Source organism: Specibacter sp. NPDC078709, from assembly GCF_040686795.1.
In the GTDB taxonomy this organism is placed as follows: domain Bacteria; phylum Actinomycetota; class Actinomycetes; order Actinomycetales; family Micrococcaceae; genus Specibacter.
The window spans coordinates 15328-36212 of record NZ_JBFBLU010000010.1 but is presented as its reverse complement, the minus strand read 5'-3'; the positions used below and the strand labels follow the sequence as shown (position 1 = coordinate 36212).

17 protein-coding genes are annotated in these 20885 nt (G+C 61.2%); 7 read left to right on the top strand and 10 right to left on the bottom strand.

The window, feature by feature from the left end:
• Positions 1 to 64: 64 nt before the first annotated feature.
• Together AB0P14_RS15915 and AB0P14_RS15910 are read left to right on the top strand one after the other, a co-directional pair.
• Positions 65 to 850: an alpha/beta fold hydrolase gene (locus tag AB0P14_RS15915; protein WP_363844402.1), complete on the top strand. Its 786-nt coding sequence runs from the start codon at positions 65 to 67 to the stop codon at positions 848 to 850.
• Positions 840 to 1526: a hypothetical protein gene (locus tag AB0P14_RS15910; RefSeq protein ID WP_363844399.1), complete on the top strand. Its 687-nt coding sequence runs from the start codon at positions 840 to 842 to the stop codon at positions 1524 to 1526. Before AB0P14_RS15915 ends, AB0P14_RS15910 begins: the two co-directional genes overlap by 11 nt.
• A gap of 11 nt (positions 1527 to 1537) precedes the next feature.
• On the opposite strand, the gene AB0P14_RS15905 is transcribed toward AB0P14_RS15910, so the two are convergent.
• Complete coding sequence (locus AB0P14_RS15905; RefSeq protein ID WP_363844396.1) at positions 1538 to 2536, bottom strand: ROK family glucokinase; 999 nt, start codon at positions 2534 to 2536, stop codon at positions 1538 to 1540.
• A gap of 160 nt (positions 2537 to 2696) precedes the next feature.
• Here AB0P14_RS15905 and AB0P14_RS15900 point away from each other — a divergent pair, with 160 nt between their 5' ends.
• Positions 2697 to 4511 (top strand): long-chain fatty acid--CoA ligase, encoded by a 1815-nt coding sequence (locus tag AB0P14_RS15900; RefSeq protein WP_363844393.1) that lies wholly within the window; start codon positions 2697 to 2699, stop codon positions 4509 to 4511.
• 167 nt (positions 4512 to 4678) lie between these two features.
• Here the strand turns inward: AB0P14_RS15900 and AB0P14_RS15895 are convergent, their stop codons facing one another.
• Both AB0P14_RS15895 and gcvP read right to left on the bottom strand, forming a co-directional pair.
• Complete coding sequence (locus tag AB0P14_RS15895; RefSeq protein WP_363844390.1) at positions 4679 to 8074, bottom strand: pyruvate carboxylase; 3396 nt, start codon at positions 8072 to 8074, stop codon at positions 4679 to 4681.
• A gap of 385 nt (positions 8075 to 8459) precedes the next feature.
• Positions 8460 to 11321, bottom strand: coding sequence for an aminomethyl-transferring glycine dehydrogenase (gene gcvP / locus AB0P14_RS15890; RefSeq protein WP_363844387.1), 2862 nt, complete (start codon positions 11319 to 11321; stop codon positions 8460 to 8462).
• Positions 11322 to 11472: 151 nt separating this feature from the next.
• Between gcvP and AB0P14_RS15885 the strand changes: the two genes are divergently transcribed.
• A complete protein-coding gene (locus tag AB0P14_RS15885) occupies positions 11473 to 12309 on the top strand; it encodes a ParA family protein (RefSeq protein WP_363844384.1) in 837 nt (278 codons plus the stop codon).
• Between the two features lie 285 nt (positions 12310 to 12594).
• Here the strand turns inward: AB0P14_RS15885 and AB0P14_RS15880 are convergent, their stop codons facing one another.
• From AB0P14_RS15880 to gcvH, 5 genes are all read right to left on the bottom strand, one after another.
• Entirely contained in the window at positions 12595 to 13161 is a 567-nt protein-coding gene (locus AB0P14_RS15880; protein WP_363844532.1) for a MerR family transcriptional regulator, read from the bottom strand.
• A gap of 287 nt (positions 13162 to 13448) precedes the next feature.
• On the bottom strand, positions 13449 to 13958 hold the full coding sequence (locus AB0P14_RS15875; protein ID WP_363844381.1) for a bifunctional nuclease family protein: 510 nt from the start codon (positions 13956 to 13958) through the stop codon (positions 13449 to 13451).
• Positions 13955 to 14722: a MerR family transcriptional regulator gene (locus AB0P14_RS15870; RefSeq protein WP_363844378.1), complete on the bottom strand. Its 768-nt coding sequence runs from the start codon at positions 14720 to 14722 to the stop codon at positions 13955 to 13957. Before AB0P14_RS15870 ends, AB0P14_RS15875 begins: the two co-directional genes overlap by 4 nt.
• A gap of 7 nt (positions 14723 to 14729) precedes the next feature.
• A complete protein-coding gene (locus AB0P14_RS15865) occupies positions 14730 to 15224 on the bottom strand; it encodes an FHA domain-containing protein (protein WP_363844375.1) in 495 nt (164 codons plus the stop codon).
• A gap of 143 nt (positions 15225 to 15367) precedes the next feature.
• Complete coding sequence (gcvH, locus tag AB0P14_RS15860) at positions 15368 to 15757, bottom strand: glycine cleavage system protein GcvH (protein ID WP_363844372.1); 390 nt, start codon at positions 15755 to 15757, stop codon at positions 15368 to 15370.
• Positions 15758 to 15987: 230 nt separating this feature from the next.
• Here gcvH and AB0P14_RS15855 point away from each other — a divergent pair, with 230 nt between their 5' ends.
• From AB0P14_RS15855 to crcB, 3 genes are read left to right on the top strand one after another with little or no spacing between them, the layout of a single operon-like run.
• Positions 15988 to 16743, top strand: a complete 756-nt coding sequence (locus AB0P14_RS15855; RefSeq protein WP_363844369.1) for a hypothetical protein — start codon at positions 15988 to 15990, stop codon at positions 16741 to 16743.
• On the top strand, positions 16744 to 17190 hold the full coding sequence (locus AB0P14_RS15850; RefSeq protein ID WP_363844366.1) for a CrcB family protein: 447 nt from the start codon (positions 16744 to 16746) through the stop codon (positions 17188 to 17190). It begins immediately after the preceding gene.
• Positions 17187 to 17564, top strand: a complete 378-nt coding sequence (gene crcB, locus AB0P14_RS15845; RefSeq protein ID WP_363844364.1) for a fluoride efflux transporter CrcB — start codon at positions 17187 to 17189, stop codon at positions 17562 to 17564. The genes AB0P14_RS15850 and crcB overlap by 4 nt, the downstream gene beginning before the upstream one ends.
• A 12-nt stretch (positions 17565 to 17576) precedes the next feature.
• Here crcB and AB0P14_RS15840 read toward each other — a convergent pair whose 3' ends face one another.
• Entirely contained in the window at positions 17577 to 18092 is a 516-nt protein-coding gene (locus AB0P14_RS15840) for a GNAT family N-acetyltransferase (RefSeq protein WP_363844361.1), read from the bottom strand.
• A 138-nt stretch (positions 18093 to 18230) separates the two neighbouring features.
• Complete coding sequence (locus tag AB0P14_RS15835; protein ID WP_363844358.1) at positions 18231 to 20801, bottom strand: LuxR C-terminal-related transcriptional regulator; 2571 nt, start codon at positions 20799 to 20801, stop codon at positions 18231 to 18233.
• Positions 20802 to 20885: the final 84 nt, after the last annotated feature.

Here is a 20885-nt window from a genome sequence, read left to right as displayed (position 1 = left end):
CTAGTGACAGCATCATCGAAACGCGGCAGAAACTGCGCCGCAGGACAGAAAAGGACCCCTCTCAATGACGCAGCCCCAACCCAATCCCCAGGCACAGTCAATGGCGCTGTCCCAGTCGTTCCGTTCCGAGGGGCACGGGGAACTGGGCCGGGTGGGCGTAGCAGTGTGCCACGGTTTCACCGGATCGCCCGTGAGCATGCGAGGTTGGAGCGAGTACCTCGCAGAAGCCGGATTCGCCGTCAACATGCCACTTCTGGCGGGACATGGAAGCTCATGGCAGCAGCTTTCCAAGACGCCATGGCAGAACTGGTACCGGGATTTTGAGGCCGCTTACTTGGAACTGAGCGCCCGCTGCGACACCGTTTTTGTTGCCGGCATGTCCATGGGTGGCGCGCTGGCGTTGCGGGTTGCTGCGCTACACCCGGTGGCAGGGGTGGCCTTGGTCAATCCCGGTTTGACGTTTAGTGACAAACGAGCGAAATATTCGGGACTGTTGAAATATGTGCTCAAGAGTGTCCCTGCGATCGGCGATGACATCAAGGCGCCCGGCATCTCCGAAGGTGCTTACACCCGTACTCCCGTGGCAGCCGTTCACCAGCTCGCCCGGCTCTTTGCCGACACCACCACCCTGCTCCCCCAAGTCAGCGCCCCCACCCTCATCTTCCGTTCCACCGAGGACCATGTGGTGCCCGAGTCCAGCATTGATGTCATCAAGGCTGGTCTGGGCAGCACGGACGTTCAGGTGGTGCCCTTGGAAAACAGCTACCATGTAGCCACCATGGACAACGACGCACCCACCATTTTTTCCCAGTCTGCAGACTTCTTTCGGAGGCACCACGATGCAATCTGACCCCGGAGCGGGCACGCCGCACACCGGAGATGACGATGATGTCTGGCTGGACTTGGTGGCGCGGCTTGAAGAAGCCGATGACGCTTTTCTAGAGAGCGGCCTCTCAGGCGCGGGCTCTGCCGAGGCTGGCCATGCGGCCACGAAGGGTCCAGATGCGCACGACGGCGGCGACTCCGGTTCCGGCGACTCGGAACTGGGTGCGCCGGTTCCTAACGCTACGAAAACCCATGGTACGGAGCCACAATCAACCGGACCAAACTCCAATGAGCCAAAGACCGTGGTGGACTTTGACCCGCTCGGCGTCTGGCACGCACAAGAATCATCCCCACCCCGGGAGCCTGCTGCCGGGAGCCGATTCACTGCAACCCCGAGCAGCATCGGTGACGGCGGAGCCGACTTTGGACCGCGCGATTATGAGGTCGGCGACGATGATGAAGACGGCTTTGTCCCCGAAGAACTACCGAGTCTGCGCAACTCAGATCCGGCCATCTTGATGTCATGGGTGGGCGCAGCGGGCGGTCCCTTGTTCCTCGTCTTTTCAGCCATCTTCTGGCGGCAGGTCCCCACGCTCTTGGTGGTGGCCGTCATCATGGCTTTCATTGCCGGAACCGGATACTTAATTTTCCGCCTGCCCAACCACCGTGACCACGACAGCGGTGACGGCGCAGTCGTCTAGCTGTCCTGCTCCTAGCTCTTTTTCTGGCTCTGTTCTCTGGCCAGATCAGCAGCGCCGATCAATCCTGCCATGGGCCCCAGCTGAGCCTCGGCAATGATCGCTTCCTGACGGTAGCCGCGGCCGGTGAGGTTTCTCAGGTAGGCCCGACGCGCGGGTTCGAGCAAAAGATCGCCAGCGGCACTGAGCCCGCCACCAATGATGAAGAGGGCAGGATCTAGGGCGGCCGCAAGATTGGCTATGCCCAGTCCCAGCCACTCCCCCACTTCGGCCACCAGTTCCTGCGCGGTGTGCTCGCCTTGCAGAGCTAGTGCCGTCACGACCTGCCCGGTGATCCCTTTGGGCCGTCCGCCCGCAGCGGCCAAGAGACCCGCTGCCATAGGCGAATGCTTGCGAGCCAGTTCCCGGCCCTCACGGCCTAGCGCGTTGCCGGAGGCGTACTGTTCCCAGCACCCCCGGTTTCCACATTCACAGCGGTGTCCACCAGGCATGATGATTTGGTGCCCGAATTCTCCGGCCATGCCAAAACTGCCACGTTCTACGCGTCCATCAAGGACCAAGGCGCCACCAATTCCGGTCCCCAGGGTCAGCATCACCATTCTGTCCCGGTCCCGGCCCGCACCAAAGCGCCATTCCGCCCATGCGGCGGCATCGGCGTCGTTCGTTACCAAAACTGGACGACCCAGCAGGCCCTGCAGATTCTCCTGCAACGGTTCGTCGCGCCAGGCCAAATGCGGGCTGAACACCACCCGTGAGCCGGCCAAGTCCATCCAGCCGGCGGCTCCGATGCCCACGGAACCCAGCTGGTGCCGAGTACCCAGCTCCTGTACCAGCTCGGTAATCACAGCCTCCACGGCACGGGGATCACGGCCGGGGGTATCGCGCCGGAGTTCATCCACAATGGCTCCGTGCTCATCAACCACACCGGCGGCGACCTTAGTCCCACCAATGTCGATGCCAAGGGAGAGCGCAGGTGAGACGGTGGCGGAGGGAGCAGAGATCGGTGGCAGCATGCCCAAATTCTAGCGAGCCTGCCGAGCTAGCCTGAAATTGAAACTGTGAGCTGAACAACATAATGTTACTAACAAGTAACTTAGCCCTTCCGGCAGATCTCCCGGTTGACGGATAGAGTAAAGCAACACGATCGCAGTCCCACATATCAAAGGAGCTATTGTGCAAGAGATTTCCGTCCCGGCCAAGGTCGTCAGCCCCAGGACCATGAACACCACCGACTTTGTGCTCCGCCAAGCAAAGTTAGCTGCCAACCCGGCACTCTTCTCAAGGCGCAACGAAGACAATGTATGGATCGATGTTTCCGCCAAGGAATTCCTCGCTGACGTCAGCGCAATCGCCAAAGGCCTGATCGCCTCAGGCATCAAAGTGGGCGACCGCGTGGGCATCATGGCCCGCACCCGCTATGAATGGTCGCTGGTCGACTTCGCCATCTGGTTTGCCGGCGCTGTCTCCGTGCCGATCTACGAAACCTCCTCCCCCTCGCAGGTCGCCTGGAACTTGGGCGACTCAGCTGCCGTAGCAATTTTCGCGGAGACCGGATCACATGAAAACATCATCCGGCAGGCTGCTCACAACGAGAACCTGACCACCTTGGAGCACGTCTGGCAGCTCGAAGGCGACGGCTTGGATGTTCTACGCGAGGCAGGGCGCGAGGTCTCCGATGAAACCCTGGAGTCCGCCCGCACATCCAATGGTTTGGACGATCTAGCCACCATCATTTACACCTCGGGCACCACCGGCCGACCCAAAGGCTGCATGCTCACCCACCACAACTTCGTGGAACTGAGCGAGAATGCCCTCGCCGTGCTGGGCCAAAGCGTGGTTCCGCCAGGCTCACAGACCATCATGTTCCTGCCCCTAGCCCACGTCTTTGCACGCTACATTTCCGTACTGGCCGTTGCCGCTGGCGCGAAAGTCGGCCACACCCCGGATATCAAACACCTGCTCGAAGACCTCCAAAGCTTCAAGCCCACGTTCATTTTGGCCGTGCCGCGAGTCTTCGAGAAGGTCTACAACTCCGCCTCACTGAAAGCAGAAGGAGAAGGCAAGGGCAAGATCTTTGCCGCTGCCACCAAGACCGCCATTGAGTACTCGCGTGCCACGCAGAGCGGCGGCGCTGGTTTTGCTCTCAAGGCCAAGCACTTCGTCTTCGACAAGCTGGTCTACGTCAAGCTCCGTAACGCCATGGGCGGCCAGGTCCACCATGCAGTCTCCGGCGGCGGCCCCTTGGGCGAACGCCTGGGCCACTTCTTCCAGGGCATCGGACTGCAGATCCTCGAGGGCTACGGCCTGACCGAGACCACCGCCCCCATTACCGTCAACCGGCCCGAACACATCAAGATCGGCACGGTAGGCGCCCCACTCCCGGGTAACGCAGTCAAGATAGCGGCCGACGGCGAGATCCTCACCAAGGGTGTTTGTGTCATGAAGGGCTACTTTGGTCGTGACGATCTCACCGCTGAAACCTTTGTTGATGGCTGGTTCCGCACGGGCGACATTGGTGAGCTAGATGACCAGGGCTTCCTGAAAATCACTGGGCGCAAGAAGGAAATCATTGTCACCGCCGGGGGCAAGAATGTGGTCCCGGCCTTGTTGGAGGATCAGATCCGAGCCGACGCCATTGTTTCGCAGTGCGTGGTCCTTGGCGACCAGCGCCCCTTCATTGCAGCCATCGTCACGATCGACGAAGACGCGCTGCCACAGTGGGGAAAGGCCCATGGCCTGCCCGAGGGGATCTCTGTTGCCGATGCTGCAAAGCATGCCACCGTGATTGCTGCCGTGCAGGGCGCCGTTAACAAGGCAAACTCCACGGTCTCTACCGCCGAGGCTATCAAGCAGTTCCGGATCGTCGATACCGACTTCACCGAAACCTCCGGACACCTGACCCCCTCCCTCAAGGTCAAGCGCGCGCAGGTCATGAAGGACTTCGAGTCCGTGGTGGAGGAGATCTACTTGAGCAAGAAGCCGGCCTAAGCTCAGGCAGCTAAACTCAGACCTCTAACAAAATTGAGACTGCAGCTGATGCGATAAATCCTCAAGATTTATCGCATCAGCTGCGTTTTGGTTTTAAAACTAAGCCAAACGGAAACGGCTGCGCCGGCTCCCGCAAGGGAGCCGGCGCAGCCGCGCGACCGTCTCAGCTAGGAAATAACTACCAGCAGGTCTCCACCCTGGACCTGGGCAACCCCGGAGACGGCGAGGCGGGAGACCGTGCCACCCACCGGCGTCGTAATGGAGGCTTCCATCTTCATGGCCTCGATCGTGGCAATCGTTGCGCCAGCTTCGACCACGTCACCCACGGCAACAGTCACGGAGACTGCACCGGCGAACGGTGCTGCTATCTGACCGGCCACAGCCGCATCAGCCTTCTCAGCAGCCTTGACGGTGCTTTCGATGCTTCGGTCGCGGACAGTGATCGGGCGGCTCTGACCGTTGAGCTTGGCTACGACGGTGCGCATGCCCTTCTCATCGGCCTCGGAGATGGTCTCAAGCTCGGCGATCAAGCGCACACCCTTGCCCAACGGCATGACGTGTTCCACACCGCGGCGTAGGCCGTACAGGTAATCGCGGGTGTCCAAGACGGAGACGTCGCCGTACGTCTTGCGGACACCTTCAAAGTCCTTCGTGGGACCGGCAAAGAGCAACCGGTTCAGTGCCGCACGGCGTGTTTCGCTGTCGCCGGCGAGCTGCGCGCTGTCCTCGTCCGTGAGCGTGCCCATGCGTTCCACCACGGTGCGACCCTGCAGCGCCTTGGTGCGGAAAGGTTCGGGCCAGCCACCCGGAGGGGTGCCCAGCTCGCCGCCGAGGAAGCCCACTACTGAATCAGGGATGTCATAGTTCTGCGGGTTTTCCTCGAAGTCGGCCGGGTCGGCCTTGATGCCCACCAGGTGCAAGGCAAGATCGCCCACAACCTTGGACGACGGCGTGACCTTGACCAGGTGCCCCAGGATCCTGTCCGCTGCGGTGTACATGTCTTCGATTTCCTCGAAGCGCTCCCCCAGACCCAGCGCAATGGCCTGCTGGCGCAGGTTGGAGAGCTGTCCGCCGGGGATCTCGTGCGTGTACACGCGCCCTGTGGGCGCTGCCAGACCGGACTCGAAGGGTGCGTAGAGGCGGCGCACGGCCTCCCAGTACGGTTCCAGCGAGCTGATGGCAGCCAGATCAATGCCGGTGTCACGCTCGGTGTGTGCCAACGCAGCCACCAGAGCAGAGGCGCTGGGCTGGCTGGTGGTGCCGGACAGGGCGGCAGAGGCGACGTCAACGGCGTCGACCCCTGCATTGATGGCAGCCATCAAGGTGGCGAGCTGACCACCGGCGGTGTCGTGGGTGTGCAGGTGTACCGGCAAGTCGAAGCGCTCGCGCAGTGCGGTGACCAGCTTGGCGGCGGCGGCCGGGCGGAGTACGCCAGCCATGTCCTTGATGGCCAGGATGTGTGCGCCGGCGTCAACGATGCGCTGGGCCAGTTCCAGGTAGTAATCGAGGGTGTAGATGTCCTCGGCCGGGTCCAGCAGATCGCCGGTGTAGCAGAGGGCAACCTCGGCAACGGCGGTTCCGGTGGCACGCACTGCCTTGATGGCCGGCTCCATCTGGTCCACATCGTTCAGCGCGTCAAAGATGCGGAAGATGTCGATCCCGCTGGCGGCTGCCTCTTGCACAAAAGCGTCGGTGACTGCGGCCGGGTACGGCGTGTAACCCACCGTGTTGCGGCCACGCAGCAGCATCTGCAGGCAGACGTTGGGCAGCGCTTCACGCAGCTGGGCCAGACGCTGCCACGGGTCCTCGCCAAGGAAGCGCAGAGAGACGTCATAGGTGGCCCCGCCCCACGCCTCAACGGAGAGCAGCTGCGGGGTCAGCACGGATACGGCCGGACCGGCTGCGAGCAAATCCCTGGTGCGCACGCGAGTGGCCAGCAGCGACTGGTGCGCGTCTCGGAAGGTGGTGTCAGTGACGGCTACGGCTGTCTGTGCACGCAATGCTGCGGCGAAGCCTTCCGGGCCAAGCTCTGCCAGCTTCTGCCGTGAGCCGGCGGGTGCATCGGCCAGATCGACGGCGGGCAGCTTGCGTGCCGGGTCCTCCACAACGGAGAGTTCGCCATTTGGCTTGTTGACGGTGACATCAGCCAGCCAGGTCAAGAGCTTGGTTCCGCGGTCGCTGGAGACATGAGAGTTCAGCAGTTCGGGGCGCTCGTCAATGAAGGACGTGGCCACATCGCCGGCATTGAAAGCCGGATCAGCCAAAACGGCCTGCAGGAAGGAGATGTTGGTAGAGACGCCGCGGATACGGAACTCGGCCAGGGCGCGGCGGGCACGGGAGACCGCCGTCTGGTAATCGCGGCCACGGCAGGTGAGCTTGACCAGCATGGAGTCAAAGTGCGGGCTGATCTCGGCGCCGGCGTAAATGGTGCCGCCGTCGAGTCTGACACCGGCGCCACCTGCGGAACGGTAGGTGGTGATCGTCCCCACGTCAGGGCGAAAACCGTTGGAAGGGTCTTCCGTGGTGATACGGCACTGCAACGCAGCACCCTTGACGTGAACGTTTTCCTGAGTCAGGCCCAAGTCAGCCAGGGTTTCACCTGCCGCAATGCGCATCTGCGCCTGGACCAGATCAACGTCGGTGATTTCTTCGGTCACCGTGTGCTCAACCTGGATGCGCGGGTTCATTTCAATAAACACGTGCTGACCGGCGCGCTCACCAACTGTGTCAACAAGGAACTCCACAGTTCCGGCGTTGACATAGCCCATGGCCTTGGCAAACTTCACAGCATCGGCATGCAGGGCCTTGCGAATGTTCTCATCCAGGTTCGGGGCCGGAGCAATCTCCACTACCTTCTGGTGGCGGCGCTGCAGGGAACAGTCACGCTCAAATAGGTGGATAACATTGCCCTCGTTGTCAGCCAGGATCTGAACCTCGATGTGACGCGGGCGCAAAACAGCCTGCTCCAGGAACATGGTGGCGTCACCGAAGGCGGCGTCTGCCTCACGCATGGCAGCCTTAAGCGCTTCTTCGAGATCTTCAGCTTTTTCAACGCGGCGCATGCCACGGCCACCGCCGCCGGCCACAGCCTTGGCAAAGATGGGGAAACCGATCTTCGCCGCTGCGCCGAGCAGGTAGTTCAGATCGTCACTGGGTTCGCTGGACTCCAGGACGGGAATGCCAGCCTTTCGAGCCGCGTCAATGGCGTGGACCTTATTGCCGGTCAGTTCCAGAACTTCGGCGGGCGGACCCACGAAGGTGATTCCGGCGTCGCGTGCGGCGCTGGCCAATTCGGGATTTTCTGACAGGAATCCGTAGCCGGGGTAAATGGCATCGGCGCCAGATTCCTTAGCAACACGAATCACTTCGGCCACGTCCAGGTAAGCCCGGACGGGGTGCCCTTCCTCACCAATCAAATAAGCTTCGTCGGCCTTTTGGCGGTGGATGGAGGTGCGGTCCTCATGCGGGAACACCGCAACGGTCTTTGCACCGAGCTCGTAGCTGGCACGAAAGGCACGGATCGCGATTTCGCCGCGATTGGCAACCAGAATCTTCGAAAACATCTCACTCCTGTGTGAATGACGGGGTTGGGGCACGCGCTCCAACACTGTTGAGTCCAGCGATGAACAACACTGTTCAACACTGCTGAAGCGATGACGCTGATTCGAGGACATTTATGGCCAGCACCAGCTGGTGGCGCCGCGCCTGCGTCCCGAAATTCTTTTTCAAATCTTGTAAAAGTACTACCGATAAAACTATTGCCCCGCTATCAGCGAAGTTGTGCAAGTTTTACCCCGGAAGCCCATGAGCAGCAAATCCTGTGGCGCAAGTCACGCCACCCCTCGTAACAAAGCCAGCACCTGACTCCGGCGTGACAAGCCCCGAATGGGCCTACGCTTGCCGGCCCGAGAAATCACGTCAGCGATTTCTCGGGGCGGCAAGTGGTGGCTAGAACACCTCTGCCAGTTCCTCAATGCTGGGGCAGGAGCACACCAGGTGGCGGTCGCCATACGCCTGATCCACGCGCCGGACCACGGGCCAGTACTTGGCACGCGGGTCCACCCCGGCCGGGAAGACTGCTTCTTCTCGGCTGTAAGGGTGATCCCAGTCTTGGGCGATGCTCTGCGCCGTGTGCGGGGCGTTAACCAGCGGGTTGTCTTCCGCGGGCCACAGTCCGTCCTGCACCGCAGCGATTTCCTTGCGGATGGAGATCATGGCGTTGATGAAACGGTCAATCTCGCCCAGATCCTCGGATTCGGTGGGCTCCACCATCAGGGTGCCAGGCACCGGGAAGGACATGGTGGGTGCGTGGAAGCCGTAATCGATCAGCCGCTTGGCCACATCGTCAACACTCACGCCGGAGTCCGCCGTGATGCCGCGCAGGTCCAGGATGCATTCATGCGCCACCAGATCGTGGGCGCCCGTGTACAGCACGGGATAGTGCTCGCTGAGGCGGCGGGCAATATAGTTCGCGGACAAAATGGCCGTCTGCGTGGCCTGCCGGAGCCCCTCCGGACCCATGAGACGAATGTAGGCCCAGGAGATGGGCAGGATCGACGCCGAACCGTACGGTGCGCTGGAGACCAGCCCCACCGAGGTGCCCGCCTCGAGCTCGCGAGCCGGCAGGTGCTTGGCCAGGTGCGCGCCAACAGCCACAGGACCCACGCCGGGGCCACCGCCGCCGTGCGGGATGCAGAACGTCTTGTGCAAGTTCAGGTGCGAAACGTCGGCACCAAACTTGCCCGGCTGAGCCAAGCCAACCAGAGCGTTCAAGTTGGCGCCATCGACATAAACCTGCCCACCGGCGTCGTGAATCATGGCGCAAATGTTGGAGATCTCGGTCTCAAACACGCCGTGCGTTGACGGGTAGGTGACCATAATCGCGGCCAGGTTGTTCTCGTGGATGGAGATCTGCCGCTTGAGGTCATCGATGTCGACGTTGCCGAAGCCATCGGTGGCGACGGGGACAACCTTCAGCCCGGCCATGACGGCAGAGGCGGCGTTGGTGCCGTGTGCCGAGGTCGGGATCAAGACGATGTCGCGGTGCGGGTTGCCGTTTTCCACATGGTGCGCGCGGATGGCCATGAGACCGGCGAACTCGCCCTGTGAACCAGCGTTGGGCTGCACGGAGACGGCGTCGTAGCCGGTAATTTCGGCCAGCCAGGCTTCGAGCTGCGTGGCCATTTCCACGATGCCCACGGTGTCGGCGGCCGGTGCGAACGGGTGCAGATTGGCGAACTCGGGCCACGTAATGGCCGCCATCTCGGCCGTGGCGTTCAGCTTCATGGTGCACGAACCCAGCGGGATCATGCCCCGGTCCAGCGCGTAATCGGCGTCGGAAAGCTTGCGGAGGTAGCGCAGTATCTGCGTTTCGGAGTTGTGCGTGTGGAACACGGCGTTGCTCATAAATTCCGTGGCCCGTGCCGGCACTGGAAGTTCGACGTCGGCCGCGTCCTTCGCCACTCCCTGCGCCTTGGCGCCAAACGCCTTGGTGCCAAACAAAGTGGCCAACGCCGCGATGTCGGCCTCGGTGGTGGTTTCGTCCACGGCGATCTGCAGGTGATCGTGGTCAATCTGACGCAGCAGGTAGCCAGCACGGTGAGCCGCTGCAACCAGTTCGGCCGCGGCGTGGCCGCTGCCGGCAGACACCTGCACCTTGACCGTGTCAAAGTAGTTTTTGTGGACCACTGTGTGGCCGGCGGCCGTGACGGTCTCGGCTACGGTAAGTGCCATGGCGTGCACACGGGTGGCAATTCGTTTCAGTCCTGCGGGGCCGTGGTAGACGGCGTACATGCCAGCCATGACCGCCAGCAGTACCTGCGCGGTACAGATGTTGGAGGTGGCCTTCTCACGGCGGATGTGCTGCTCGCGGGTCTGCAGAGCCAAGCGATAGGCCTGGTTGCCGGCAGCGTCCAAGGACACTCCCACCAGACGCCCTGGCAGTGAACGCTCAAGGCCCTTGCGGACCGCCATGTAACCGGCGTGCGGACCACCGAAGCCCATGGGGACGCCAAAGCGCTGCGAGGTTCCAACGGCTAAGTCGGCGCCAAATTCACCGGGCGATTCCAGCAGGGTCAGAGCCAAGAGATCGGCGGCCACAGCCACCACGGCCTTCTTCGCATGGGCGGCAGCAATCACGGGGGCGATGTCACGGATCAGCCCGGAATCGCCGGGGTATTGCAGGAGCACGCCAAAGAACTCAACGTTAGGGAGTTCGTCGTCGAAGTTATGGGAAAGCACGCCAATGCCCATGGCCTTGGCACGGGTGTTGATCACGGCAAGAGTCTGCGGGAAGATATCAGCGTCAACCAGCAGGACGGCGTCGTTGCTGGCACTTCGGTTGGTACGACGCATCAGCGCGACGGCTTCAGCAGCGGCAGTTCCCTCATCGAGCATCGAGGCGTTGGCGGTCTCCATGCCTGTGAGGTCTGCCACAACAGTTTGGAAGTTCAGCAACGCCTCGAGTCGTCCCTGTGAAATTTCGGGCTGGTACGGGGTGTACGCCGTGTACCAGGCCGGGCTCTCCAAAACGTTGCGTTGGATGACACCAGGGGTGTGCGTGCCGTAATAACCCTGACCAATCAAGGACTTGTTGACGGTGTTCTTCCCCGCCAAGGCCTTCAGTTCCTCCAGCATGGCCTCTTCAGAGACGGCCGCCTGGAGGTTCAGAGGCTCGGTGCTGTAGATCGATTTTGGCAGCGCGGCCGTCGAAAGCTCCTCCAAAGAAGAAAATCCAAGGGTGCTCAACATATGATGAACGTGGGGCTGCGCTGCAACCCCAATGTGGCGCTCGCTAAAGTCGGCCGACACAAGACTGTTTGTGTTGGGGCGCGCGGGCAAATTTTCTGGGGTGTTTGTCAATGGATTCTCCAAGTCGCGAACGTTCCACAGCTATTGTATGTGTCAACGCCACCAACCGACACAAGATTTAATAAGCAACGCAAAGGGTAATGGTTAATCCGTGCAAGTAGTCAGTATCAGCAGCCTCAAGGGCGGCGTCGGCAAGACCTCAGTCACGCTCGGGCTGGCTTCGGCAGCCTTGGCTGCTGGCATCCCGACCCTCGTTATCGACCTTGATCCACATGCCGACGCCACCACCGGGCTCGGTGTTGCGCCGCGCGGCCAGCTGGATATTGGCCAGCTGATTAAAAATGCCCGCAAAGCAGATCTGGGTGCCAATGTGGTACCCAGCGGGTGGCTTGCCGCTCATAAGAACGACGGCGGGGCCCTCCCCACGCTTGATGTCGCCATGGGCTCTGCCTTCAGTGGTATTTACGACCGTCCCGACTTGGGCAAGCGGGATCTGCGCCGGCTGGCCACGATCTTGGCGAATGCCGACCGTGACGGCAGCGCCCCGTATCAGCTGGTCCTCATTGACTGTCCCCCGTCCTTGAACGGTCTGACGCGCATGGCTTGGACAGCCAGCTCCCGTGTTCTGCTTGTTGCTGAGCCTGGTTTGTTCTCCGTGGCAGGCACCCAGCGCACCGTCCGCGCGATAGAGCTTTTCCGCACCGAGTTCGCCCCGGCCCTTGTACCGGCAGGAATTGTGGCTAACCGGGTCCGCTCCGGCTCGAACGAGCATGCGTACCGTTTGGCGGAGATGAAGACCATGTTTGGCGATTTACTGCTCTCCCCCACCATTCCTGAGCAGGCCAACTGGCAGCAGATTCAGGGTGCAGCTCATCCTGTGCACCAGTGGCCTGGAGACTCCGCCAAGAACGCTTCGGCACTCTTTGACCGGCTGCTCGATTCAGTATTGACCCAGAGCGCTACCCGCAGCCGCCTCTACCGGGGCTAACGCGCACCGTCAACTATCCGCAAGGCAGACACTGGCAGCCGCTACACCCGCTACACCCACCCCAACGCGCTACACCCGCTGCACCCACCCCAACCCGCTACACCCGCTACAGCCACCCCAACCCGCTACAACAAGAAATGCCAGGGTTTGACGTAAATGCCACAGTTCAAACTGTGGCATTTACGTCAAACCATGGCATTTTTCAACAATGGCCCACAAGTTTCAACAAATACGTTTCAACAAGGGGCCATAACGCGCCATGCAATCGCGGCGAGACGGGGAAAACTAGGAAATTTTGCGCGCTGCCCGGCGCTTGCCGAGTTCGTCGTCAGGGTAGGACTGCACAGCAGCGTGTTCGCTGGGAAGGGCCGCCAAGCTGCCTTCTACTTCGCGCCACACACGGCCTACAGCAATACCGAAGACGCCCTGTCCGCCCTGGACCAGATCAATGACCTCATCCGCGGAGGTGCACTCGTACACAGAGGCACCGTCACTCATCAACGTAATCTGGGCGAGGTCTTCCACACCACGTTCGCGCAGGTGCTCCACGGCCGTGCGGATCTGCTGCAGGGAAACTCCCGTATCCAGGAGACGCTTGACAACTTTCAGGACCAAGATGTCCCGGAATCCGTAGAGACGCTGGGATCCGGAGCCTGCGGCACCGCGAACGGCCGGCTCCACCAAACCCGTGCGAGCCCAGTAGTCCAGTTGACGGTAGGTGATCCCCGCCGCCTTACAGGCAGTAGGTCCACGGTAGCCGGCATCCTGGTCTAGAACGGGCAGATCTTCGGTGAAGAGCAAACCCTGTGACCCTGCACTTAAGGCAGCGCTGGGGGCAGTGGCTGCGGTCAGCCCGCCGGCGTCACTGGTGGCACTCACGTGGATCCTCCTGTTTCACAGTCCCCTGGATGGTTGGCTGCAAGCCCGCGGTCACACAGCACCTAAGGCACAGGCGCTCAGGGCCCTAACCTCAAGTCTGCCCGTACCAGCCACGGCTTGCAATGGGGAACTCATTACCTTGACGTTAGAGCCACCTGAGAGCAAGGTCAAAGATCTCGAGAGAACTATTTCAGCGTGTCGAAAGTTTCGACCTCAACCTGAACCTTAGGGCACGCCGGAAAAGCCCTGAAACTCGGGGATTACTTCTCAAAATCCTCAGGTTCAACGTCGTTGAGGAATTCTCGGAATTGACGAACCTCACGTTCCTTGGCTTCCTCATCAGCGGCGCTGTCTGTCTCTTCGCCGTCGCCGTCGTGATCGGTAATTTCAACACCAGCTTCAGCTATCAGGCTTTCGGCAGCCCAGATGGAGCACTGTGCCCGCTGGGCGATGGCGATGGCATCTGAGGCCCGCGAACCCACGACAGTGCCATTGTCCAGAACCAATTCACCGTGAAAAACACCGTCTTCGACCTTGGTCAGGTTCACCCGCACAATGCTGTGCTCCAAGGCCAGCACCACCCCACACAAAAGATCGTGGGTCAGTGGCCGTGGCGGAACCACTCCCTGCTCGGCCAACGCGATGGCGGTTGCTTCTGCAGCTCCGATCCAGATGGGAATGTGCCGCGAGCCAGTGCGTTCACGCAGCAACACCAGCGGCTGATTGGAAGGCATCTCGATCCGCACGCCCACAATTTCCACCTCAATCATGGCGTTTCCATCTCAGCAATCCGGGCCTGCACCAAGGAGCTGTGCAAGTTCAGGCAGAGTTCGGCAACTTCACGTGCCGCCTCGGCTGCACGCACGGCTGAGGTGCTGTCCTTGCGGGAAGACAGCGGAGCCACCACCCGTTCCACAAGCCCGAACTCGCGTTCTGCCGCCGCTTGGAAGGGACGCAGATGCCTGGGCTCAAGCCCGTGCGCGGCTAGGGCTGTGCAGGCTTGGGCGATCCGAACGGCGTGGTCATCAAAGGTGCCGCCGCGTTGTTCCAGCAGACCGTAACTGAGCATGGTCTCGAGAAGTTCAGCACTGGCCCCCGACTCGACGCGCAATTGCTCGGCGGTTAGCCGGCGAGACTTGCTCTTAAGTTCACGCGCCAACTCATCCGAGACCATGCGCGGAGCCACAGAAACACCGGGTGGCAGGTTCTGCGGTGTCAGTCCCTGGTCAATAGCTTCCAGATACTCGCGAATAACCTTCAGTGGTAGATAATGGTCGCGTTGGAGCCCCAGGACAAACCTGAGACGCTCGACGTCGGACTCCCGGAATTGGCGGTACCCGGCCGGCGTGCGTTGCGGGGTGATGAGGCCTTTTTCTTCATAAAAGCGAATCTTCGATGCTGTCACGGAGGGAAAATCAGTGCACAGCAAAGCCAGCACTTCACCGATGTTCAAGACAGCTGCGGCACCGGTACGCCGGCTGGTGGACGCTACGTCCACCAACCGGCGCCCGGCACCTGAATTCAGGCTTCCCATGGTGCCCTTAGGAATCCGATGCGGTATCGGCGGAACCCGTGTTCGAACTGAAGTAGTACGTCAGCCGGAACTTGCCAATCTGCACCTCGTTGCCGGTGCGCAGACGAACTGCATCTACTCTGTCCCCGTTGACGTAGGTCCCGTTGAGGCTGCCGGAATCGACAACTTCAAAACCGCCGTCGAACTTAATGAAGTTCACGTGGCGGCGCGAGACTGTGACATCGTCCAAGAAGATGTCAGCGTCAGGATGCCGTCCAGCCGTGGTGACCTGGCTATCCAACAGGAACCGGGCGCCTGCGTTCGGGCCGACGTGAGCAATGAGCAGCGCCGAACCGGCGGGCAAGGAGTTCACCGCATTTTGTTCATCGGCCGCTAAGACTGGCACCGTGGTAGGACCCGCCTGAACGGGAGGGAGCTGAATCGAAGTGGTATCTGGTGCACCGGGCTGATCCTGGAGGCCCGCCTGATCGTTCACCCCGGCGTTGTTACCTCTGTCAACCATTGGTACTCCTCCTTGAAAAAAGTTGCTGAGAGCTCATGTGAACTCCCAAAGTGTTAACAACGTACGAGCTGTTGCTGGGAAAGCCCTGATTTACCGGTTTCAGCCCCGTAATGATGAAGCTGACCCGGTACAAAGTTTCCTAGTTACGAGCCTACCTTTTCTTGGTAGTCCGCTGCACTGAGCAGGGTCCCGAAAGAGGAAGCATCGCTCAGGGTGATTTCAAACAGCCATCCGGCACCGTAGGGATCGGAGTTAATGAGCGCCGGATCCGCGTCTAGGTCCTCGTTGCGGGCCGAGACTGATCCGGTCAGCGGTGCGTAAATGTCGCTGACGCTCTTGGTTGATTCGACCTCACCGACAACGGTGTCTGCGGTGACGTCAGTGCCGGCTTCTGGCATCTGCACGTACACAACATCGCCCAGTGCATCCTGCGCAAAATCGGTGATGCCAACGCGCACCACGCCTTCAGCGGAGGGGGCTGAAACCCATTCGTGCTCGGCCGTGTAGGACAGGTCTGCGGGAATGCTGCTCATTGGGCGCACCTTTCAAGGTTCATCGCTGCCATGCGAGGAAAGTGAAGTTTAATGTAGAACAAAGTAGAACACGGCCGCCAGCTGTTTTAGCCCTTTGACCACAACCAGTCTTTAGTGTGTAACCGTTCTTGACAAGTCGAAGACGAGTCGAAGGTACATTCTAGCAATATTGCTTGACTTTCCTGCCCATGGCTACGAAAAATCGACAGCAAATCTGACATGATTCAACTATGACTGAATCTGTGACACCCCCTACCAACGGCGGCCCCGAGACCACCGGAACGGTGGCAGGAGCCAAGGCAAAGATGCCCACCTGGCTTTCGCGCACCGTCATTGGTGCCGTGACCGCCGTCGTTCTAGTTGTTGGTTATCTGATTGGCTCGGTGACGGTGCCCTTGATGTGGGCCACCTCCATCAGGGACCAGATAGGCGGCCAGTTGGGCAACAGCATCCCGCTGGGCATGTTCTATGGGTTCGTGTTTACTTTTGTCCCGGTCCTGATCGCCTGGCAAGCGCACCGCAGGAAACTGAACAAGTGGGTGCGGATCTTCCTGCTGGCCCTGGGCGTGGTCCTGCTGATCCCGAACCTGCTGACCCTGGGCGTCATCTACGGCAATTCTGGTTCAGCCGCGGACGCCCGCAATATCTGGGCCAACAGTGCCAACTGGTTTGGTACGTGGAGCCAGGCCTTCATGTTGGTGGGCGTGGTGTGCGCAGTGGCCTTGATCGTCTTGGGAAGGATGTGGCTGCGTCGCAGCAAGAAGCTCCGTGAACTCAAAGCCGCCGAAAAGCTCGTTAAGAAGGACCAGCAATCCCGGGAACGCGCCGCTAGCGAAGAGGCCAAGGAAGCCGAAAAGGCTGCTGCACGGGCACGTCGGAACGCCCCCAAAACGCCAGCACCGTCGTCAGAGCCCGCAGCTAGTTCCGGGCCCACACCGTCGATTCCCGCACCGTCTACCGAAGACCCTACGCAGCCGATGGCCTAAATGAACCCCCGCAGCATGGTCCTCGTAGCCTTGGGCGGCACCTTTGGTGTTGCCAGCCGTGAAACTCTGGGCTTAGCTTTGGCCCCATTGAACGGAACGTCCGACGACGCATCCCTCCCTTGGGCGGTGATGCTCGCCAACATTGCAGGTGCGTTCCTTTTGGGACTGCTGTATGGAGCCTTAGCTCACCGCCGTCTGGTGCACCACAGCACCCGGCTGGGGCAGACATTGAGACTGCTGTTGGGCATTGGCTTCTGCGGTGGCTTCACCACTTACAGCACTTTTGCGGTGGGGTTGGTCTTGATGGCCGGCACCGTAGATCCATGGGTGGCCGTTTTGTGGGGGTTGGGCATCGTCACCGCAGGTACCGTAGCGTCGTGGTTGGGCTTGGCAGCGGGTGCCGGCCGCGCGAGTGGATCCCAGATGCAAACCGGAAGCCTGCCATGAACGTTTTCCTCTTTTGGGCCGTGGCCGCCTGTGGAGGGTTGGGAGCCGCAACCCGTTTCGCTATTGACAGCGCCATCCTCAATCGGATGCGCAAGAGCTTTCCATGGGTGACGTTTGCCATTAACGTCAGCGGTTCCTTTGCCTTGGGTCTGCTGACAGCTGGGCTGAACGGGGTGCTGGCAGCACCCGCGTGGATGCTACTGCTAAGCGCGGGGTTCCTCGGCGGCTACACCACCTTCAGCACCACCAGTTACGACACCATCAGGTTGCTAAAGGAACGCCGCTTTGCCGCATCATTTTTGAATCTGCTCGGCACGCTGGTGTCGAGTGTGGGCACCGCCGCGCTGGGGCTTTACTGCGGCTCACTTCTCTAGCAAGTAGTCCCGCTAGCTGACGCCGGAGACGCCAGAGCCGGAGACGCCAGAGCCGGAGCGCGCCAGAGCCGGAGACGGACTTTCCCAGAGCATGCGCAAGAGCGGTTGAGGCTTTCCATAGGCCTCGCGTTCCAAACGGCTCACCGGTGTGAAACCTCGTTTAGCGTAGAAGACCGCCGCTCTCGGATTTTGCTCGTTGACGTCAACACTCAAAAGCGGGGACTGCTCCTTGGCCCAGTCCAAAAGGGCTCCGCCAACTCCAGTTGAGCGCGCCTCATCGGCCACATACAACATTGCCACGTGCTGGCTGTCCATACCGATGAACCCCAACGTGCAACCATTTCGCTCGGCCACATGGATCCGCAAACGTGGTAGGTACTCATCGCGAACATCCGGCTCGAGTCGCTCGATCGCCTCCAACGAGAGATAGTGGTGGGTTGCTTCAACAGAGTCCCGCCACACATTTGTTAGCTCTTCAAGATCGTCGGGACCACGCCCAGGACGTAACACCAAGGCAGGGATCGCCACCACATTTCTCCATTCTCTCCCTGAGTTTTACGCGGAGCGCGAGTCAAAACGAGTCCTTTTCTGTTGCCCTCGAACCACTTCCGGCCTACTGCCGCGGCGCCAGAACCCAGACGGAAGTGACCGAAACGTTATGGCCCTTCACTCAAAGGTTGCCGTCAGTACCTGTGTCAGCTGCGCCCGAGTGTTGACACCAGCACGAGCAAAAATGCGCCCCAAATGCGTGTCCACTGTGCGCACAGAAATGTTCAGCTTCTCGCCGATGGACTTGCTGGTCATGCCCGCAGCCACCATGGCTGCAATCTCTTGCTGGCGGGGCGTCAGCGCCAACACTTTCGCAGGCGCCGGCAACCAGATACCCACCTGCGCCAACCCGGCGGCAGCGGCACTGACTGCGCCGGCGTCGCCGTCGTTCAATGCCTGCCCATGGGCCAACAGGGCCGCAGAAAGCTGCCCCTGCACCTGCTCCGCCGACTCCGCCAGAGCAGCTAACAACGATCCGCGCAGACCCGGTGCGGCCGTCACCACTTGGAGGTGGCGCCCCAGTAGAACTCCGAGCAGCAGCCCCTGACTCTGGGCCAACGCAATGTACCCGCTGATGCCTTGCTCCAGGCCCTCCAGGCCCAGGGCGAGCTTCGCCAAGAGGACACGGTACCGGCTATCAACTTCGACGCTGCGGTCCATGGCAGGAAGCAATTCCTCAAACTGCTGACAGGCGTGAAGAGCCTCCGCCCGCTCCCCACGCATGGCATGAGCTTGCGCCAACCCGGACCACACCATCGCTTCCAGACCCGTCGGAGCCAACAACCCCATGCGCGAGAGCGCGCCACGCAAATCAGCCACGGCCTGCTCCCACACCCCAAATAGTAAATAGACGTACCCGGCACCGGCCTGATAGAGCGCCGAGTCGTGCCGCTGGATGCCATCTTCCACATACTCAGGCAAGGTCACTGCCAAATCTGGCCGACCAGCCCACACCGCTGACCAAAACCGTGCAGCCATGAGTCTTGCGCGCAGCAGCGGAAAGTCGGCATGCTCGCCCCCCACCAATTTGATGTTGGTTTCAGCTAGTTCCAGCGCCTCCAGTGGCCGTCCGGCTTGGGCCAGGGCATAGATGTACGACGGCGCTAGGCTCACGTTGGCGGGGTGGTTGGCCGCGGCCAGCTGTGGGCCGTAACCGGCCAGTACCTCAGCATGCCGTCCACCAAATCCCAAAAGTCCCAACTGCTCTATGGCAAGTTCCGTCGCGGCGACCCCTCCCGGCTCAACTTCCTGGGCCGCCTGAGCCAAGATCGCCAAGGCCCCGTCAAGGTCACCAAAGTGCCGCTGGCACAGATCAGCGTGAATCCTGGCACTGGCCACTGTGACGGCGTCCGGTAAGGCAGTTCCTTGCTCCGCCAAGGTTCGTAGTAACACCAGGTCAGCTTCGGCACTTTCTGAGCGTCCGGCGTCGCGGTTTGCTCTGGCACTCAATAACAGGGCAGTGACCCGTTCCGGCGGCGGGAGCTGCTCGTGATTCAGGGCCAGCGCCGCAAGGGCAGCCGCACGCTCTGGCTGCGAGAAGCGTTCCCGGACCGTCCCAGCCGCCAACAGCACCTGGGGGCTGGGCATGAGGCCGCATTCCAGTGCCCAGTCGACCCACCGGCACAGTTCTTGGGGAGAGTGCTGCTCTGGACTCGGTTCGGGAAGCAGACCAAAAAGCTCCCGTTTCCGGCGTGGATACAGCAGTGAACGCAAGGTTTCCGCGTAGAGCGGGTGGCCAATGCGTACCGTCGGCTCGCCGTGACCGGTGGCGAGAACAATCAATCCACGATCCACCAAGGAGCTCAGCACCGCGTCCGTGGCGGTCGGGGCGAGCAGGCTCAACGGGACGCTTTCCGCCAGCGACACCAAATCCACTACGTCGCGTTCAGCTCCACTCAAAGTGGTGATATCGGAGGCGAGCAAGTCTACGAGCCTGCGATTGGTGCGCAGGGGCGCCGTCCAAACCCAAGCGTGTTCGGCGTAGCTCACATCCCCTGCCTCAACAATGGAATACAACAGCTCGCGCACATGCAGCGGGTTGCCGGCAGTGGCCTGCCAGAGCCGGTAGGCCATGTCATTGGAAGCCGGACCGGGCAACGCTGCACGCAGAATCAAACGGATGGACTCGTAGCTCAACGGCACCAGATCTACCCTGTCGATCCGACCGCCGCGCCACAACGAATTCAGTGCTGGCGGCAAACCGGGCTCCTCACGCGAGGTGCCTACCAACTGGATCCGGCCATCGGTGACGAGCCGGGCCAGCACCCCGGCGCTGAAGTTATCCACGAGGTGTAAGTCATCGAGCGCAAGGATGAGGACCGGTACTGGGTCTGGCACCGCAGGGTCCGGGAGCAGCCGTGCCAGGATCTGATCGGCCACCGCATCAATGGTGGCGGCCACAGCCGTGGTGACCCCTAACCATTGCTCCACGTAGCTGAGCCCCCCAGCCTGTTCTTGGGGCGTGGGCAGGAGCAGCACGTGCTGGTTGCTCTGGTTGTTGTCTCGGATTTGAGCTAGGGCGGCCGCAGCCACCGTGGACTTTCCTATTCCAGGCGAGCCCATGACCACTACTCCCCCGCTACCGGAACTCAATCGCTGGAGCAGCAACGCAGCATCCTCTTCCCGGCCCACAATGGGCCAGTGGACGCGCGGTGGCAAGGCGTGTTTCAAGGATTCCTGCGAGACCATGGGTAGCTTTCCCCTGAGTGCGGGCCGTGGCCGCGGGCCCGCTGGGCCTGGCGGCTCTAGCAGGGTCGACCCTGTGCATGCTTC

Coding starts and splice junctions, on each gene's coding strand:
- AB0P14_RS15915 (WP_363844402.1), top strand. CDS start 65: ATGACGCAGCCCCAACCCAATCCCCAGGCACAGTCAATGGCGCTGTCC.
- AB0P14_RS15910 (WP_363844399.1), top strand. CDS start 840: ATGCAATCTGACCCCGGAGCGGGCACGCCGCACACCGGAGATGACGAT.
- AB0P14_RS15905 (WP_363844396.1), bottom strand. CDS start 2,536: ATGCTGCCACCGATCTCTGCTCCCTCCGCCACCGTCTCACCTGCGCTC.
- AB0P14_RS15895 (WP_363844390.1), bottom strand. CDS start 8,074: ATGTTTTCGAAGATTCTGGTTGCCAATCGCGGCGAAATCGCGATCCGT.
- AB0P14_RS15875 (WP_363844381.1), bottom strand. CDS start 13,958: ATGATTGAGGTGGAAATTGTGGGCGTGCGGATCGAGATGCCTTCCAAT.
- AB0P14_RS15870 (WP_363844378.1), bottom strand. CDS start 14,722: ATGGGAAGCCTGAATTCAGGTGCCGGGCGCCGGTTGGTGGACGTAGCG.
- AB0P14_RS15865 (WP_363844375.1), bottom strand. CDS start 15,224: ATGGTTGACAGAGGTAACAACGCCGGGGTGAACGATCAGGCGGGCCTC.
- gcvH (WP_363844372.1), bottom strand. CDS start 15,757: ATGAGCAGCATTCCCGCAGACCTGTCCTACACGGCCGAGCACGAATGG.
- AB0P14_RS15855 (WP_363844369.1), top strand. CDS start 15,988: ATGACTGAATCTGTGACACCCCCTACCAACGGCGGCCCCGAGACCACC.
- AB0P14_RS15850 (WP_363844366.1), top strand. CDS start 16,744: ATGAACCCCCGCAGCATGGTCCTCGTAGCCTTGGGCGGCACCTTTGGT.
- crcB (WP_363844364.1), top strand. CDS start 17,187: ATGAACGTTTTCCTCTTTTGGGCCGTGGCCGCCTGTGGAGGGTTGGGA.
- AB0P14_RS15835 (WP_363844358.1), bottom strand. CDS start 20,801: ATGGTCTCGCAGGAATCCTTGAAACACGCCTTGCCACCGCGCGTCCAC.